Annotated in this window: 15 protein-coding genes; 8 read left to right on the top strand and 7 right to left on the bottom strand. The window is 70.0% G+C overall.

The window, feature by feature from the left end; genetic code table 11:
* Positions 1-85: 85 nt before the first annotated feature.
* The 5 genes from P8A20_RS25845 to P8A20_RS25825 form a co-directional block, all read right to left on the bottom strand.
* Positions 86-1,225: a DUF475 domain-containing protein gene (locus P8A20_RS25845; protein ID WP_306104328.1), complete on the bottom strand. Its 1,140-nt coding sequence runs from the start codon at positions 1,223-1,225 to the stop codon at positions 86-88.
* Positions 1,226-1,296: 71 nt separating this feature from the next.
* Positions 1,297-1,872 (bottom strand): TerD family protein, encoded by a 576-nt coding sequence (locus tag P8A20_RS25840; protein ID WP_014156474.1) that lies wholly within the window; start codon positions 1,870-1,872, stop codon positions 1,297-1,299.
* Positions 1,873-2,026: 154 nt separating this feature from the next.
* Positions 2,027-2,602, bottom strand: coding sequence for a TerD family protein (locus P8A20_RS25835; RefSeq protein ID WP_124276684.1), 576 nt, complete (start codon positions 2,600-2,602; stop codon positions 2,027-2,029).
* A gap of 257 nt (positions 2,603-2,859) precedes the next feature.
* Positions 2,860-3,318 (bottom strand): peroxiredoxin, encoded by a 459-nt coding sequence (locus P8A20_RS25830; RefSeq protein WP_147963249.1) that lies wholly within the window; start codon positions 3,316-3,318, stop codon positions 2,860-2,862.
* Between the two features lie 164 nt (positions 3,319-3,482).
* A complete protein-coding gene (locus P8A20_RS25825) occupies positions 3,483-3,920 on the bottom strand; it encodes a DUF3052 domain-containing protein (RefSeq protein ID WP_014156471.1) in 438 nt (145 codons plus the stop codon).
* 481 nt (positions 3,921-4,401) lie between these two features.
* On the opposite strand from P8A20_RS25825, the gene aceE reads away from it, so the two are divergent.
* Positions 4,402-7,143, top strand: coding sequence for a pyruvate dehydrogenase (acetyl-transferring), homodimeric type (gene aceE, locus P8A20_RS25820; protein ID WP_147963250.1), 2,742 nt, complete (start codon positions 4,402-4,404; stop codon positions 7,141-7,143).
* A gap of 75 nt (positions 7,144-7,218) precedes the next feature.
* Here the strand turns inward: aceE and P8A20_RS25815 are convergent, their stop codons facing one another.
* Entirely contained in the window at positions 7,219-7,647 is a 429-nt protein-coding gene (locus tag P8A20_RS25815) for a peptidase inhibitor family I36 protein (RefSeq protein ID WP_147963251.1), read from the bottom strand.
* A 208-nt stretch (positions 7,648-7,855) separates the two neighbouring features.
* Complete coding sequence (locus P8A20_RS25810; protein WP_371606794.1) at positions 7,856-9,343, bottom strand: MFS transporter; 1,488 nt, start codon at positions 9,341-9,343, stop codon at positions 7,856-7,858.
* Between the two features lie 238 nt (positions 9,344-9,581).
* Between P8A20_RS25810 and P8A20_RS25805 the strand changes: the two genes are divergently transcribed.
* The 7 genes from P8A20_RS25805 (at position 9,582) to P8A20_RS25775 (ending at position 17,320) form a co-directional block, all read left to right on the top strand.
* The gene (locus tag P8A20_RS25805) at positions 9,582-10,250 is read left to right on the top strand and encodes a TetR family transcriptional regulator (protein WP_147963253.1); all 669 of its coding nucleotides are present in this window, start codon (positions 9,582-9,584) and stop codon (positions 10,248-10,250) included.
* Between the two features lie 236 nt (positions 10,251-10,486).
* Positions 10,487-11,698 (top strand): alpha/beta hydrolase, encoded by a 1,212-nt coding sequence (locus P8A20_RS25800; RefSeq protein WP_147963254.1) that lies wholly within the window; start codon positions 10,487-10,489, stop codon positions 11,696-11,698.
* A gap of 117 nt (positions 11,699-11,815) precedes the next feature.
* Positions 11,816-12,742 (top strand): DUF4429 domain-containing protein, encoded by a 927-nt coding sequence (locus P8A20_RS25795; protein ID WP_147963255.1) that lies wholly within the window; start codon positions 11,816-11,818, stop codon positions 12,740-12,742.
* Positions 12,743-12,879: 137 nt separating this feature from the next.
* A complete protein-coding gene (locus P8A20_RS25790) occupies positions 12,880-14,211 on the top strand; it encodes a sensor histidine kinase (RefSeq protein WP_306104327.1) in 1,332 nt (443 codons plus the stop codon).
* A 13-nt stretch (positions 14,212-14,224) separates the two neighbouring features.
* A complete protein-coding gene (locus tag P8A20_RS25785; RefSeq protein ID WP_147961690.1) occupies positions 14,225-14,905 on the top strand; it encodes a response regulator in 681 nt (226 codons plus the stop codon).
* A 166-nt stretch (positions 14,906-15,071) separates the two neighbouring features.
* Positions 15,072-16,115, top strand: a complete 1,044-nt coding sequence (locus tag P8A20_RS25780; protein ID WP_147961691.1) for an alpha/beta hydrolase — start codon at positions 15,072-15,074, stop codon at positions 16,113-16,115.
* Complete coding sequence (locus tag P8A20_RS25775) at positions 16,112-17,320, top strand: acyltransferase family protein (protein ID WP_147961692.1); 1,209 nt, start codon at positions 16,112-16,114, stop codon at positions 17,318-17,320. The genes P8A20_RS25780 and P8A20_RS25775 overlap by 4 nt, the downstream gene beginning before the upstream one ends.
* The last annotated feature ends 26 nt before the right edge of the window (positions 17,321-17,346 follow it).

The following is a 17,346-nucleotide window of genomic DNA, read 5'->3' as shown; positions in this document are numbered from 1 at the left end:
GGCCACCGGGTCGGGTCCGGGTGTTCCCGGAGAACCGCCGCCATGGGCCGCCCCGCAGAGAGAGCGTTCCTCATTCCCTACCGGGTCACACCCCGGAGGAGACTTCCGCCTTGGAATCGGAGCCGCCGCCGGCCGCCTCGATCGCCTTGTTGCGCCGCACCGAGGACCAGAAGGACCAGCCGATCAGGATGACGCCGACGGAGCCGGTGATGAGCTCGTTGATCTCGTACTGGATGGTGACGAGCAGGATGACCGACAGGGCGCCGATCGCGTAGTGCGCGCCGTGCTCCAGGTAGACGTAGTCGTCCAGGGTGCCCTGGCGGACCAGGTACACGGTGAGCGAACGGACGTACATGGCACCGATACCGAGACCGAGGGCCATCAGGACGATCTCGTTGGTGATGGCGAAGGCGCCGATGACGCCGTCGAACGAGAAGGACGCGTCGAGGACCTCGAGGTAGAGGAACATGAAGAACGCGGCCTTGCCCGCGAGGAGTACCCCGGAGACCGGCTTGCCGGCCTTCTTGGCCTCTTCCTCGGCCTCCTGCTCGCGCTCCTCCTCCTCTTCGAGCTTGCTCTCGAAGAATCCGGAGAGGCCGCCGACCACGAGGTAGGTGATCAGACCGGCGATGCCCGAGAGCATGACGGTCGACGCCTTGTCTGCGTGCCCGCCGCCGTGCTGGTGCGCGTGGGTGGCGAACGTCATGGCCGAGACCAGCAGGACGATGAGCGCGACGCAGACCGACAGCATGTCGACCTTGCCGAGCTTCGCGAGCGGGCGCTCGATCCAGCGCAGCCACTGGATGTCACGGTCCTCGAAAATGAAGTCGAGGAAGATCATGAGCAGGAACATGCCACCGAACGCGGCGATCGACGGATGGGCGTCCGTCACCAGTTCCTTGTAGCGGTCAGGGTCGTTGAAGGAGAGGTCGATGGCCTCGATCGGCCCCAGCTGAGCGCTGATGGCCACGATCACCACGGGGAAGACCAGCCGCATACCGAAGACCGCGATGAGCACACCGACGGTGAGGAAGATCTTCTGCCAGAAGGCATTCATCTTCTTCAGGATTCCGGCGTTGATCACCGCGTTGTCGAAGGACAGCGAGATCTCGAGGACCGACAGGATCGCGACGATGCCGAATGCCTGCCACCCCCCGTAGAACACCGCTGCGACCAGGCCGATCGCGGTCACCGCGAACGACCAGCCGAAGGTTTTCAGAAGCACTGGCTACCCCATCATGTATGTAACGGGTCTCCCCCGGTTGAGTACGGGGCTCCCCCGCGCCGTGCGCGGCTTTACGAAACGTTGACCCCGAAGTCTAGAGCGATGCCGCGGAGCCCTGACGCGTACCCCTGTCCGACTGCACGGAATTTCCACTCCCCGCCATATCGGTAGAGCTCGCCGAAGATCATCGCCGTCTCCGTCGACGCGTCCTCGGTGAGGTCGTACCGCGCCAGCTCCTGGCCGTCCGCCTGGTTGACCACGCGGATGAAGGCATTGCTGACCTGACCGAATGTCTGCCCACGATTGTCGGCTTCATGGATGGAGACCGGGAAAAGAATCTTGTCGCAGTGCGCCGGCACCTGCGTGAGGTTCACGATGACGGACTCGTCGTCACCGTCGCCCTCCCCCGTGAGGTTGTCACCGGTGTGCTCGACGGAGCCGTCGGGGCTGGTGAGGTTGTTGTAGAACACGAACCACTCGTCGCCGAGGACCCGGCCCGACTGGCACAGCAGTGCGCTGGCGTCGAGGTCGAAGTCGGCTCCCGTCGTGGATCGTGCGTCCCAGCCGAGCCCGACCAGCACCTGCGTGAGATTGGGTGCGGCCTTGGAGAGGGAGACATTGCCTCCCTTGGCGAGCGTGACGCCCATGGTGTGTCCTCCCCGAGTCGATGACGGTCTTACCGGCCCGGCACGGGCGCCTGACGGACGCCGGGCGCTCTGCCGAGCGCGTCCGGCGCCGCACGAATGGTGCGGCGCCGGACGCGATGGAGCTGAAGGTGTCCGGAGGTTCCTCCGGACCGGCTCAGACGTTGACGCCGAAGTCCTGCGCGATGCCGCGCAGCCCCGAGGCGTACCCCTGGCCGATGGCACGGAACTTCCACTCCGCGCCGTTGCGGTAGAGCTCACCGAAGACCATGGCGGTCTCCGTCGAGGCGTCCTCGCTCAGGTCGTAGCGGGCGAGCTCGCTGTTGTCCGCCTGGTTCACCACGCGGATGTACGCGTTGCGGACCTGGCCGAAGCTCTGCTGACGGCTCTCGGCCTCGTAGATCGAGACCGGGAAGACGATCTTGTCGACATCGGCGGGTACGCCCGCGAGGTTGACCTTGATGACCTCGTCGTCGCCCTCGCCCTCACCGGTGAGGTTGTCACCGGTGTGCTCGACGGAGCCGTCGGGGCTCTTGAGGTTGTTGAAGAAGACGAAATTCCCGTCGCTGCCGACCTTGCCCTCGGCGTTCGTCAGCAGAGCGCTGGCGTCGAGGTCGAAATCACCGCCGGTGGTCGTCCGGGCATCCCAGCCCAGACCGACGATGACCGCGGTCAGGTTCGGCGCGGCCTTGGTCAGCGAGACGTTGCCGCCCTTGCTGAGGCTGACTCCCACGAGTCCTCCAAAAGTTTAGAGAGGGCCGGCAGACACCAGCGCCCCCGTCGTGCGTTGGCATCGGATCAACGATTGGATCCTAGTGACCGGTTCCCGGCCAAAACAGGCTTTTGGCCGGTCGCCGCCAGGAGATCCCCGGATCCGGGAGGTCGCAAACCCCGGATCCAGCACATCACGGACCCCCGGCCGCGGACCGGGCGGGGGTCCGGGGTCCCCGGGTGCAACCGGAGGCGTCCGGTCCCCCCGGCCCCCACGGATCAGATCGAGTCGAGTGCCTTGATGTAGTCGTTCAGGTCACGCGCGTCCGGCAGGCCGTTGACGACGGTCCAGCGGACCACGCCCTCCTTGTCGATGATGAACGTGCCGCGCACCGCGCAGCCCTTGTCCTCGTCGAAGACGCCGTACGCCCGCGAGGTCTCCCCGTGCGGCCAGAAGTCCGACAGCAGGGGGTACTCGAGTCCCTCCTGCTCGGCGAAGACGCGCAGGGTGTGGATCGAGTCGTTGGAGACCGCGAGAAGCTGGGTGTCGTCGTTCTCGAACGCGGGCAGCTCGTCACGGAGCGCGCACAGCTCCCCCGTGCAGACGCCGGTGAAGGCGAACGGGTAGAAGAGCAGCACCACGTTCTTCTCGCCCCGGAAGTCGGAGAGCTTCACGGTCCGCCCGTGGTTGTCCTTCAGCTCGAAATCCGGAGCCTTCGTGCCGGCCTCGATCGCCATGTGACAAGCATCCCTTCGGTGACGTCGGTCTTCCCGGCTCTGGGCCGTCCGGGTGAAACCCACCCTACGCAGCCCCGGGGCGACCCGGGCAGAACCGTGGCGGCGCGTACGAAGGCCCCCGCCGGCGTGCTGCCGACGGGGGCCTTCGGTCGTGATGGAAGAGCTCAGCGCTTGGCCTTGGCCCCCTTGGGGGTGACCAGACGGCTGCCCGTCCAGTCCTTGCCCGCGTTGATGCTCTTGGTCTGGGCAAGACCAGCTGTCTGGGCAGCCTCGTTGATGTCGCTCGGCTCGACGTATCCGTCCCGGCCGGTCTTGGGCGTCAGCAGCCAGACCGTGCCACCGTCCTCGATCAGACCAATGGCATCCACCAGCGCGTCCGTAAGGTCGCCGTCCTCGTCGCGGAACCAGAGCAGGACGACGTCAGCGACGTCGTCGTAGTCCTCGTCGACGAGTTCCTGGCCGATTGTGGCCTCAATGCCCTCACGGAGCTCCTGCTCGACGTCGTCGTCGTAGCCGATCTCCTGGACCACCTGTCCGGGTTCGAACCCAAGCCTGACGGCCGTGTTGGTCCGTTCCTCCGCGTGGTCCGCGGTCGCGCTCACGGGTTGCCTCCTGATCATGTTTCGGAAAATGCTTCAGCCACGCGCGTGCGCGGGGCATTGGCCGTAGTCCACACGGGCTCGGCGAATCGCGCAAGTACCCGGCGTCCGAGACCGCCTAAACGGTGACGTTCCCTGCCACGTCACCGCAACCTCAGGCATGTCTCCTGCGGGGCCGGAAATGCTGTCCGGACCCTTTACGTCCTTCCTCAGCTTATGCCGTTTCGCTCCGCCATTCGGATTCGAACGGGCTTTGGGAACGCTTGGCCGGGTTGGGCGTATGGTTGCGGTTTGGGCAGGGTCGCCCTCGCGCTGCTGGTACTGGTGCCCCGGACACGGTGTCCGGGAACCTCGTGTTACCCCACAGTAGAGGTGACGTTCAGGTCCTCGCGGTACACGATGGAGACGGCTTACGCCTCCGACGCGGGGGTACATTCCCCGCAACCAGGCCCCGAAGAGCATCACCGAGCAGCGAAGGAACAGCGTGGCTTCCGCATCCGATCGCAACCCGATCATCATTGGCGGCCTTCCCAGCCAGGTCCCGGACTTCGATCCCGAAGAGACCCAGGAATGGCTGGACTCCCTCGACGCCGCCGTCGACGAGCGCGGCCGGGAGCGGGCCCGCTATCTGATGCTCCGGCTCATCGAGCGCGCGCGCGAGAAGCGCGTGGCCGTGCCCGAGATGCGCAGCACCGACTACATCAACACGATCGCCACGAAGGACGAGCCGTTCTTCCCCGGCGACGAGGAGATCGAGCGCAAGGTCCTCAACGCGACCCGCTGGAACGCCGCGGTGATGGTCTCCCGCGCCCAGCGGCCCGGGATCGGTGTCGGCGGTCACATCGCCACCTTCGCCTCCTCCGCCTCGCTGTACGACGTCGGCTTCAACCACTTCTTCCGCGGCAAGGACGACGGCCGGGGCGGCGACCAGATCTTCTTCCAGGGACACGCGTCCCCGGGCATCTACGCCCGCGCCTTCCTGCTCGACCGGCTGAGCGAGGCGCAGCTCGACGGGTTCCGCCAGGAGAAGTCGAAGGCCGGGCACGCGCTGTCCAGCTACCCGCATCCGCGGTCGATGCCGGACTTCTGGGAGTTCCCCACCGTCTCGATGGGCCTCGGCCCGCTGGGCGCGATCTACCAGGCGCGGATGAACCGCTACATGGAGGCGCGCGGCATCGCCGACACCTCCGACTCGCACGTCTGGGCCTATCTCGGCGACGGCGAGATGGACGAGCCGGAGTCGCTCGGCCAGCTGTCGATCGCCGCCCGTGAGGGCCTGGACAACCTCACGTTCGTGGTGAACTGCAACCTGCAGCGACTCGACGGCCCGGTGCGCGGCAACGGCAAGATCATCCAGGAGCTGGAGTCGCAGTTCCGCGGCGCCGGCTGGAACGTCATCAAGCTGGTCTGGGACCGCACCTGGGACCCGCTGCTCGCGCAGGACCGCACGGGCATCCTGGTCAACAAGCTGAACACCACCCCGGACGGCCAGTTCCAGACGTACGCCACGGAGACCGGGGCGTACATCCGCGAGCACTTCTTCGGGGACGACCCGCGGCTGCGGGACATGGTCAAGGACATGTCCGACCACCAGATCCTGCACCTGGGGCGCGGCGGCCACGACCACCGGAAGGTCTACGCGGCGTACGCGGCGGCCAAGGCCCACAAGGGCCAGCCGACCGTGATCCTGGCGCAGACGGTCAAGGGCTGGACGCTCGGGCCGAACTTCGAGGGCCGCAACGCGACCCACCAGATGAAGAAGCTCACGGCGGACGACCTCAAGCGCTTCCGTGACCGTCTGCACATCCCGATCGCGGACAAGCAGCTGGAGGACGGCAACCCGCCGTACTACCACCCGGGCCGCGACTCGGAGGAGATCCAGTACATGCACGACCGCCGCCAGGGTCTGGGCGGTTACGTCCCGACGCGTGTGGTGCGGTCGAAGCCGCTGCCCCTCCCGGACGACAAGGTGTACGCGACCGCGAAGAAGGGTTCGGGTCAGCAGTCGATCGCCACGACCATGGCGTTCGTCCGTGTCCTGAAGGAGCTCATGCGGGACAAGGAGATCGGCAAGCGTTTCGTGCTGATCGCGCCCGACGAGTACCGCACCTTCGGCATGGACGCGTTCTTCCCGAGCGCGAAGATCTACAACCCGCTGGGGCAGCAGTACGAGTCGGTGGACCGTGAGCTCCTCCTCGCGTACAAGGAGTCGCCGACCGGGCAGATGCTGCACGACGGGATCTCGGAGGCCGGCTGCACGGCCTCGCTGATCGCCGCGGGTTCGGCGTACGCCACGCACGGCGAGCCCCTGATCCCGGTGTACGTCTTCTACTCGATGTTCGGTTTCCAGCGCACCGGTGACCAGTTCTGGCAGATGGCCGACCAGCTCTCGCGCGGTTTCGTGCTGGGTGCGACCGCCGGCCGTACGACTCTGACCGGTGAGGGTCTGCAGCACGCGGACGGCCACTCGCAGCTGCTCGCCTCGACGAACCCGGCCTGTGTCTCCTACGACCCGGCCTTCGGGTACGAGATCGCGCACATCGTGAAGGACGGTCTGCGCCGGATGTACGGCGGGACCCCCGACGAGAACGAGGACGTCTTCTACTACCTCACCGTCTACAACGAGCCGATCCAGCACCCGGCCGAGCCCGCCGACGTGGACGTCGAGGGCATCCTCAAGGGCGTCCACCGCTATCGCGCCGGCGAGAAGGGCCAGATCCCGGCCCAGATCCTGGCGTCCGGCGTGGCGGTCCCGTGGGCGGTCGAGGCCCAGCGGATCCTCGCCGACGAGTGGAACGTGAAGGCGGACGTCTGGTCGGCGACCTCCTGGAACGAACTGCGCCGCGAGGCGGTCGAGGTGGAGCGTCACAACCTGCTCCACCCGGAGGAGGAGCAGCGCGTCCCCTACGTGACGGAGAAGCTCTCCGGTTCCGAGGGGCCGTTCGTGGCGGTCTCGGACTGGATGCGCTCCGTGCCCGACCAGATCGCCCGCTGGGTGCCCGGCGCGTACCAGTCACTGGGTGCGGACGGCTTCGGCTTCGCCGACACCCGGGGTGCGGCCCGCCGCTACTTCCACATCGACGCGCAGTCGATCGTGCTGGCGGTGCTCACCGAGCTCGCGAAGGAAGGCAAGATCGACCGTTCGGCGCTGAAGACGGCGCTGGACCGTTACGAGCTGCTGGACGTGGCCGCGGCGGGCCCCGGCCCGGCCGGTGGCGACGCGTAACGCTCCTGGCGGAACCGGAGGGCGGTGGGGTCCGAGGACCCTGCCGCCCTCCGGCGTGTCCGGGCCCGGGGCCGCTCAGCTCTCCCAGATCTTGAAGGCCCTCACCGTGTACGGGGACCGGGGCACCCAGGTGCCGCCGCCCGGGTAGGTCTCGAACTCGCCGGTCTCGGCGCACTCGGCCGACTGATAGGTGGTGACGGGCCGCCCGGTGCGGTTCACCAGTGCCTGTGCGGACGAGTCGGCCGGCAGGGGTACGCAGCTCTCGATGTCGACGGTGGACAGTTCATGGGCCTGGGAGGCCCCCTTGAAGTCCGGCTTCGCCCAGAGGCAGAGCTGCCCCGAGCCGCAGGGCGCGAGCCCTGCCGGTGCGGCCTGCGGGGCGCTGCGGGCGTGCTGCTGTCCGGTGGCCCCGTGGTGGGCGGCCGGAGCGGCGCCCGAGGACAGGGCGGTGGCCGGGACGAGTGCGGTGGCCGCCAGGGTGGCGGCGAGGAAGGTGGTGCGCATGGTGGATCAACCCCCGTGGTCGAGCGAGCCGGGTGGCTCACATGTCCGCACTCTGACCTGCGGAAGTGAGGGCCGGGAAGGGGGCGGGCGGCGGACCACCCTGATAGGCGACAGCCCCGCCGGAACCGTCCGGCGGGGCTGTCGGAAGTGCTGTGTTGACGCCTGGCGCCCGGCCGCTGCAGGCGGCCGGCCAGGTGTCGCCGAGCGATCAGATGTGGCCTGCGCCCATCCCCGCCTCGGCGTTCGCGCCGCGCTTGGTGAGCATGGCGACCAGGGCGGCGACCACCGCGACGATGCCCGCGACCATGAAAGCGGAGCTCATGCCCGACACGAACGTGTCATGGGCGACGTCCGCGATCTTCACCGCGATCTCCGGCGGGGTGCCGGGTTCGATCGGCGGCATCCCGACCTTGATGGCGGCCGACGCCTGGTCCAGCTGCGCCGGGTCGACCGGCGGAAGCTCCGCGGCCTTCCAGTTGTCGTCGAGCTGAGCGTCGACCTGGGCGGCCATGACGGCGCCCAGGACAGCGGTGCCGAGGCTGCCTCCGACCTGCATCGCGGCCTGCTGGAGGCCGCCCGCGACACCGGAGAGCTCCATCGGGGCGTTGCCCACGATGACCTCGGTGGCGCCGACCATGACCGGCGCGAGGCCGAATCCGAGCAGGGCGAACCAGAGTGACATCGTCAGCGTGCCGGTGCCGATGGTCAGCTGGGACATGCCGAACATGGCGACGGCGACGGACACCATGCCGCCGACCAGGGGCACGCGCGGGCCGAACCTGGTGATGGCGGCGCCGGCCAGCGGCGAACCGACGATCATCATTCCGGTCAGCGGCAGCAGGTGGAGTCCGCTGTCGACCGGGCTCATGCCATGGACGTTCTGCAGGTAGAACGTGACGAAGAACAGGCCGCCCATGAAGGCGAACGCCATCAGCACCATCAGAACCACACCGGCCGAGAGCGGCACGGAGCGGAACATGGCCAGGGGGATCAGCGGCTCCCGGACGTTCTTCTGGGAGAGCGCGAACACGACGAACAGGATGACGGCCGCGCCCAGGAAGCCGATCGTCCGCCAGTCGCCCCAGCCCCACTCCGAGCCCTTGATCAGGGCCCAGATCAGGCAGAACATCGCCTGCGACAGCAGGACGATGCCGCCGATGTCGAAGGACCTCGGCGCGTTCTCGGCGCGGTGGTCCCTGAGGATCACGAGGCCGAAGAGGAGCGCGAGCACACCGACGGGCACGTTGATGAAGAAGACGGACTGCCAGCTGACGTGCTCGACGAGCACGCCGCCGAGGATGGGGCCGCCAGCGGTCGACGCGCCGATCACCATGCCCCAGATGCCGATCGCCATGTTCAGCTTCTCGGCGGGGAAGGTGGCGCGCAGCAGACCGAGTGCCGCGGGCATCAGCAGGGCGCCGAAGAGGCCCTGGAGCACACGGAAGACGATCACCAGGGTCACACTGTCGGACAGGCCGATGGCCGCCGAGGAGGCGGCGAATCCCGCGATGCCTATGAGGAAGGTCTGGCGGTGACCGAAGCGGTCGCCGAGCTTGCCCGCGGTGATCAGGGAGACCGCGAGGGCGAGCATGTAGCCGTTGGTGATCCACTGGACGTCGGCGAGCGAGGCGCCGAGGTCCTTCTGGATCGCGGGGTTGGCGATCGCGACGATCGTGCCGTCGAGGGCCACCATCATCACGCCGATGGCGACGGCGAAGAGCGTCAGCCAGGGGTGGCCGCGCAGCCCCTTCGCCGGTGCGGGAACAAGGGTGTCTTCGGGCTCCCGCGGCGCCTTCTCGACAGTGGTCTGACTAGTCATGCGCAGGACGTTATGGCAGCCACTGACAGTTGACAAACCAATTCACGAGACAGTAACTGTCACGTAGCTCACAGGTACCCTGAACAGGTAGAAGCAGTGAAATGAGGTCCGGTAAGTGACACGCGGGCAGAAATCCGGAGCTCCCCTGCCGGGGGGTCCGTGCGGATTGCGCGAACGCAAGAAGCGGCGCACCCGCGAGGCTCTGCTGCACACCGCCCTCGGACTCTTCCTCACGCAGGGGTACGAGCGGACCACGGTCGACGAGATCGTGGACGCCGTCGAGGTGTCCCAGCGCACCTTCTTCCGCTACTTCGCCAACAAGGAGGCCGCCGCCTTCGCCGTCCAGGAGGAGGTGGACGCCCGCTTCCTCGCGGAACTGCGTCAACGCCCGGCCTCGGAGGACCCTTTCGAGGCGATGCGGCGGGCCGCTCTGAACGCCTGGAGCACCCGCCCGGAATCCGGCGAAGCGGACATCACGGCCGAACTCCACGTGCGGGCCTACCGGATGATCGAATCGACCCCGGCGCTGCACGCCGCCCACACGCTGCGCAACGTCGGCCTGGAGCAGCAGACCGCCGCGCTGATCGCGGAGCGTGAGGGGATCGACCCGGAGACGGATCCACGTGCGCGGGTGGCCGTCGCCGCGTTCTCCGGCGTGATGCGGATGACCGGACAGCTGTGGGGCGGGCGGAAGGACGCGGGGGTGGACGCGCTCAGGGAGTTGACCGAACTCCACCTGGACGAGCTCGGGCCTGCGCTCTCCGGGAGCTGGCGCGCCGCATAGGCACGCTCTTACGGGAACCGCACAGGTGTGCCGCACCCCTCACCTGCTCCGCATGGCCGACGTCACAATGCACCGGCCCACGAGGCCTTTTCGGGCGGACGACGGGCTCCTGACGTGCCGGTACGTCGATCGGACGCACACGGAGCGTGGGAGACGGACGGTCAATTCCCCGCGGACGAGTGATCCGTGTCACCCCTGTCACGACGGGAAGTGAGCGTCTCCTAGGGTGGGGCGCAGTGACTTCCTTCGATTCCTCCCCCACGCTCACCGCATGGCGCGCTCTGCTCGCCATCGCGGTCGTGTTCGTGATGCTGGCGACCACCGGATGGACCGCCGTGCGTCACCAGCACTCCGCCGAACCGCGCGAGATCGCGCTCGCTTCCTGGGCGAAGGACCGGATAGCCGGTCAGTCACTCCCGGACGTGGGCGCTCCGGCGTACCGGCTGGCCCACTTCTTCGCGGCGCTCACGGCGGGCCAGCAGGTCGCCCTCGCCGACAAGTACCCGCTGGTGGTGGGGAACATGAACGGTGCGCCGGTGACCCTGCGCTACCGGGCGAACCGGCATGCCCTGGAGCAGGCGGAATCGGCCGAGGAGCAGCGGACCCAGGACGTACGCCTCTCTCCGGACGGGCACCAACAGGCCGTGCGACGGCTGGACCGCTTCCGTTCCCTGCTCGCCGGTGACCGGCAGATCCTCACGTTCGACCCGTCGGGGCGCGGCCGGGCCGCCGAGGTCTTCGGCGACCTCGACCGGGCCGAGCGGATCTCGGTCGTCGTGCCCGGGGTGGACACCAATCTGCTGACGCTGGAGCGGTCCGGTGTGAAGGAGAACGCGGCGCCCGTCGGCATGGCCCGGTCGCTGTACGACGCCGAGCGGTCGGCGAGCCCGGCCTCCCGTACGGCGGTCATCGCGTGGGCCGACTACACCGCGCCCGCCGGGCTCGGCATGGACGCCGCGCTGGGCGGACTCGCCGCGGAGGGCGCGTTGCGGCTGAACGCCCTGGTGAAGGCGCTGCCCGGCACGTCGGACGTCTCGCTGTTCTGCCACAGCTACGGTTCGGTGCTGTGCGGCGTCGCCGCGCACGGGCTGCCGTCCAGGGTGTCCGACATCGCGGTCGCGGGCAGTCCGGGGATGCGGGCGGACAATGCCGGCGCCCTGCACACCCGGGCCAGGGTGTGGGCCATGCGGGACGGTGACGACTGGATCGAGGACGTTCCGAACCTGGCGGTCGGCGGCCTCGGGCACGGTGCCGATCCGGTCGATCCGGCCTTCGGCGCGCGGATCGTGTCGGCGAGGGGCGCGATCGGGCACAGCGGCTATTTCGAGCCGGGCACGGAGAGTCTGAACAATTTCGCCGCAATCGGCGTGGGCGCCTACGACTCGGTCAGCTGTGCGAGCTCCGACGCGGCGTGCCACCGGGAGATTTCCGGCGAGTCGGGGGCCTGACGCGCGTAGAGACGCGTCTGACGCGCGTAGAGAACGGCGAACGGCCTGCCCGCTTGGTCGCGATTCTGCCTGTACCGAAGGGGGACGTGCGGGCCTGTGCCACATACGATGAGGCACATGGGTGATGTGCTGGCCGGAATTCAAGCCACCTGGGAGTTCGACACCGACTCCGTGCTCATCCGCTTCGAACGGGGTATTCGCACGCCGAGGCTCTTCCTGAGTCTGCGTGAGCGCCGCATTCCGTACGCGGCGCTGTCGTCGGTGACGCTGACTCCTGGCAAGCGGGGCACGGTGGTGCTGCGTGCGGTGCCGAGACCCGGTGCCGATCCGCTGCTGGAGGCCGCGGCCGGGCAGCTCAAGGAGAGCAACGACCCCTACCGGCTGGTGCTGCCCGGCGACCGCGAGACGCTCGCCGAGTACTACGCCGACGAACTGCGGGCCGTGCTGGGCACCGAGGCCGCGCTTCCCGCCGAACGCTTCCTGGTGACGGCCCCCGAGGCGCCGATGCAGTTCAAGGCGTACGACGGCCGGGCCGGCTTCGACGGGGCCCTGGTCTCCTTCCGGTGGTTCTGGACGGGGGCGTCCAGCGCCAAGTGGAAGGCGGGCGACCAGTCGTTCCCCGTGGCGGACCTGGGCGGGGTCGAGTGGCGTTCGCCCGAGGGCCTGGAGGGATACCTCAGGCTGGTGCCGCGTGGCGCGACGTCCGGTGGGGAGGCGGACGGCCCGGGTCAGGAAACCGTTCCCGGCGCCGGGCAGCCGTCCGTGGCGCGGGCCCAGCCCGACCAGGATCCCGCCTCGGTCATGTTCGGCCTGGGATACGGACCGGTGCACGAGTCGCTGCCCTTCGCCGCGGCGGTCCTGGAGTCGGTGCGCCGGACGCAGTCCGTGCCGGTCGCCACCGCTCCCGTCCCGGTGGGTGGCGCGCGGCGCGACCCCGCGGACATCGCCGAGCGGATACGCCACCTGGGGGATCTGCACCAGGCGGGTCTGGTCACGGACGCGGAGTACAGCGCGAAGAAGGCGGAACTCCTCGCCGAGCTGTAGGCCGTGCCGAGAGGCCGGCTGCGGGGCCCGGGCCCCGCGGTGTGCCGGCCCCCTACTCCGGTAGGGGACCGGATGTCCGGGGTCCACCCCCCGGTATGACGCCGCCCTGCGCACTCCGCGCCTACCCTGACCCGATCATGTCCACTTCTCCCGCCGGGCCCCCGCCCGCCGACGGTCTGCTGAGCGCCGCCCGCCGCAATCTTCGCGAGCTCGCCCACGGACTGTCCCACGCGTCCCATCCACCGGTTCCGCTGTTCGCCGGGTCCCCGAAGCGGTGGCTGCGGCTGCTTCCGTACGTGGCCGTGGTCGCCCTCGCGGCCGTCTTCCTCCCCGTCACGATCCAGGTCCTGGCCAACGACTACGGCGTGCCCGGCGGACTGGCCGGGGCCCTGGGCGTCGCACAGGCCGCGCCCCTGCTGATGCTGGCGCACCGTCCGCTCCAGGCCTGGTGGATCGTCTTCACCGCCGATGTCCTGGGAGCCCTGGTGCTCCTGGGACAGGAGCCGGAGCCGGGCACCATCTGGCCGTGGACCCCTCCGGCCGTGGTGGGCTACCTCTTCGTGCTGCTCGCCCTCGGGCTGCGGGAGAGCCGGCGGACCGTGATCGGTGTCTGGCTGGCCACGGGGGCGGCCGGGCTCCTGCTGTATTCGGTCTCGCCCGCGCGCAGCGGCGGCAACGGGGCCCTGCTGTTCGTCCTCGGCGGGCTGGTGCTGGTGATCGCGGCGGCCGTGCGGGAGCGGAGCGAGGCCCAGCGGCGGCTCGTCGAGCAGGAGACGATCAGCGAGGCCGAACGGGCTCAGCGGACCCTGCTGGAGGAGCGCACCCGTATCGCGCGTGAGCTGCACGACGTGGTCGCGCACCACATGTCGGTGATCACGGTGCAGGCCGACTCGGCGCCGTACCGGATCAGCGGGCTCTCCGAGGAGGCGCGGGCGGAGTTCGCGTCGATCGCGGCCGGCGCCCGGGAGTCTCTGACCGAGATGCGACGGCTGCTGTCGGTGCTCCGCAGTGACGGCACCCGGGGTGAACTGGCCCCGCAGCCCGGTCTCGACCGGGTGCAGCAGCTGGTGGAGGCGACGGTGCGGGCGGGGCTCCCTGCCGAGCTGTCGCTGGCGGCGGACGTGGCCGAGGCGGTGGAGCGCGGCGGGGTGCCGCAGGCCGTGGACCTGTCGGCGTACCGCATCGTGCAGGAGGCACTGGCCAACGTGGTCCGGCACGCGCCGGGTGCACGGACGCGGGTGTCGGTCACGGCGCGCGACGGCCATCTCACGGTGCTGGTCGTCAACGACAGTCCGGAGAAGCCGGGTTCGCCGCTGGAGGCGTCGGGGACGGGACACGGGCTGGTCGGCATGCGGGAACGCGTACGGTTGACCGGCGGCACGCTCGACACCGGCCCCCTGCCCGACGGGGGCTTCCGGGTCGCCGCGCGGCTCCCGCTGCCGCCGCCCCAGCCGCCCCGGCATCCGTGACCCCGGAGGAACCGTGACCATCCGCGTGATCATCGTCGACGACCAGGCCATGGTGCGGGCCGGTTTCGCGGCGCTGCTGTCGGCGCAGAGCGACATCGACGTGGTGGGTGAGGCCCCGGACGGACGCAAGGGCGTCGAGGTCAGCAGGTCGGTGCATCCGGATGTCGTCCTGATGGACGTCAGGATGCCGGAGATGGACGGACTGGCCGCCGCCCGGGAGCTGTTGGCCCCGCCGGCGGGTGTGGTCCACCGGCCGAAGGTCCTGATGCTCACCACGTTCGACGTCGACGACTACGTCTACGAGGCGCTGCGCGCGGGGGCGTCCGGGTTCCTGCTGAAGGACGCCCCGCCGGCGGATCTGATCTCGGCGGTGCGGATCGTGGCGGCGGGGGACGCGCTGCTCGCGCCGTCCGTGACCCGGCGGCTCATCGCGGACTTCGCGCGCCGGAAACCGGCGGCGCCGTCCGGCGGGCCCGCGCTGCGGCTGAACGGCCTGACACCGCGCGAGCGGGAGGTACTGGAGCTGATCGCCCGGGGCCTGTCGAACCAGGAGATCGCGGCTCGGCTGGTGCTGGCCGAGCAGACGGTGAAGACCCACATCGGCCGGGTGCTGGCCAAGCTCGCGCTCCGGGACCGGGCGCAGGCGGTGATCTTCGCGTACGAGTCGGGGCTGGTGACTCCCGGGGAGCAGTAGCCAGGGGGCTGCCCCCGCACGGAGGTGGGGATCTCCCCCCGTACGCCCCCTACCCCGGTATCACCGCGCAGTTGGCTCCCCGGGGTGACGTCCTGTCACCCGTCGTCCTCCTACTTTCCTCTCCGGCACGCCGACCGGTGTGCTCACACCGGACGGGGAGGGCACGATGCGTCGGTTCGCGAGGACGCTGGCCGCGGTCGCACTGGCGGCCACAGTGGTGGCGGGGACGGCAGGATGGGCGTCGGGAACCACCCAGCGGGCGGTGACGGGGCCGCCGCCCGGCAGCGCCTCGTGGCGTGCCGACCGGGTACTGGGGCGTGAGCTGCCCGACCCGGGCAGCGCTACGTCAGGCCAAGTGAGCCTGTTCTTCGCCGGGTTGAGCGATCGGGAGCAGCAACTCCTGCTGGAACGGCACCCGTCGGTCGTCGGCAATCTGGACGGGGCCCCGCTGGAGCTGCGCTACCGCGCCAACGCCCGTGCACTGAGTGCCTCCCACGATTCCCGGCTCACCCGTCTCGCCTCGCCCGGCCGGCAGATCCTCGCGTTCGACCCGCGGGGACGAGGTCAGGTCGCCGAGGTGTTCGGGGACCTGCGCTCCGCCCGGCACGTGGCGGTCGTCGTACCCGGGTCGGACATCGACGCGGGGACCTTCGACCGGATGAACGACGTCTACGGCACCCCGGCGGGCATGGCGAAGTCGCTGTACGCCGAGACGGGCCCGGGCAGCGCGGTGATCGCCTGGGCGGGCTACACCACCCCCGTCGGGCTCGGCCTGGACGCGGCGACCGGCAGCCTGGCCGAGGCCGGTGCCCGCCGGCTGACCCGGTTCGCCGAGGGACTGTCGGCCGACGGCCTGCCCTCGCCGGTCGTGTTCTGCCACAGCTACGGCTCGGTGGTGTGCGGGCTCGCGGCCCCGGGGCTCCTCGCCACGGATCTGGTGGTGCTCGGCTCCCCCGGGATGCGCGCCGACGACGTGGCCGGTCTGCACACCGGGGCGCGTGTCTGGGCCGCCAAGGACGACACCGACTGGATCGACGACGTGCCGCACGTCCGGGTGGCGGGTCTCGGGCACGGCGCCGACCCCGCCGACGCGGCGTTCGGGGCCCGCCGGGTGCCCGCCGAGGACGCGAAGGGCCACACCGGGTACTTCGCTCCCGGCACTGACTCGCTCCGTGCCTTCGCGGCCATCGCCGAGGGGGACTCCCGGTGAGCGTGCGGCAGCTGGTCTCCCGGATCGACGCGGCCACCCCGGCCCACCGCGACCGTGCGGTCGACGGTCTGCGCGCGCTCGCGCTGCTGGCCGTGCCCGCCGGTCACTGGCTCCTCGGCGGATTCACCCGGGACGGCGACGGGGCCCTGCACAACGCCAGCCCCCTGTCCGCGTTCGGCGGGTTCGCCCCGGTGAGCTGGGTGCTCCAGATGCTGGGCGTCTTCTTCCTGGTCGGCGGCTACGCCTCCGTCCTCTCCTACCACCGCAGGCCGTCCACCGGCGGGGCGTGGCTGCGCGCCCGGATGGTCCGGCTGGGCAGACCGGTGCTCGGTGTGACCGCCGTGTGGGCGCTGATGATCCCCGTGCTGTACGCCGCCGGCGTGCCCGAGGACACCCTGCGCACCGGCGCGAAGCTGGTGATCCAGCCGCTCTGGTTCGTCGGGGTGTACACGTTGGTCACGGCGCTCACGCCCTGCTGCGCGCGTCTGGCCAGGAGGTTCGGCGGCTGGGCGGCGGCCCCGCTGATCGGTTCGGTCGCCGCGGTCGACTTCCTGCGCTACGGGCCGTACGCGGACGCCGTGCCGTCCTGGGTCGGGGTGCTGAACATCCTGCCCGGCTGGCTCTTCGCCTATCAGCTCGGTGTCTGCTGGGGACAGGGCCGTCTCTCCCGGCACTGCGCCCGGCTCCTGCTCGTCGGTGGCACCGCCCTCTTCGCCCTGCTGCTGCTCGGTCTGCACTACCCGGCGTCGATGGTCGGCGTGCCGGGCGAGGCGCGGACCAACTCCCATCCGCCGTCGCTGCTGGTGCTGGCGCTGGCCTCGGCGCAGAGCGGTGCGGCGGTCCTGCTGCACGGCCGGATCGGCCGGGCGCTGCGCCGCCCCGCCCTGTGGGCCCCCGTGGTCGTGATCAACCTGTCGGCGATGACGATCCTGTGCTGGCACCAGACGGCGATGCTGGCCGCAGCGGTCCCGGCGTCCTTCGCCGGACTGGTGCCGGGGCTGACCACGAGCCCGGACTCGCTCGGCTGGATCGTGGCCCGTACGGCGTGGCTGCCTGTGTTCGCCGCTCTGCTGGTGCTGATCTCGCGGTACGCCCGCCGGTTCGAGGAGCCGTGGGAGACGGGCGACCGTGCGGGGAACGTCCGCAGGGCGGCGGCCGGGCTGCTCGCGGCCGGCTTCGCTGTGTTCGCCCTGCGGCTGGCCTGAGCGCCCCTCCGCCCGGCCCGGACCAC

The organism is Streptomyces sp. Alt3 (assembly GCF_030719215.1).
GTDB lineage: Bacteria > Actinomycetota > Actinomycetes > Streptomycetales > Streptomycetaceae > Streptomyces > Streptomyces glycanivorans.
The sequence above is the reverse complement of the archived record's forward strand: the minus strand, read 5'-3'. Positions and strand labels throughout refer to the sequence as shown.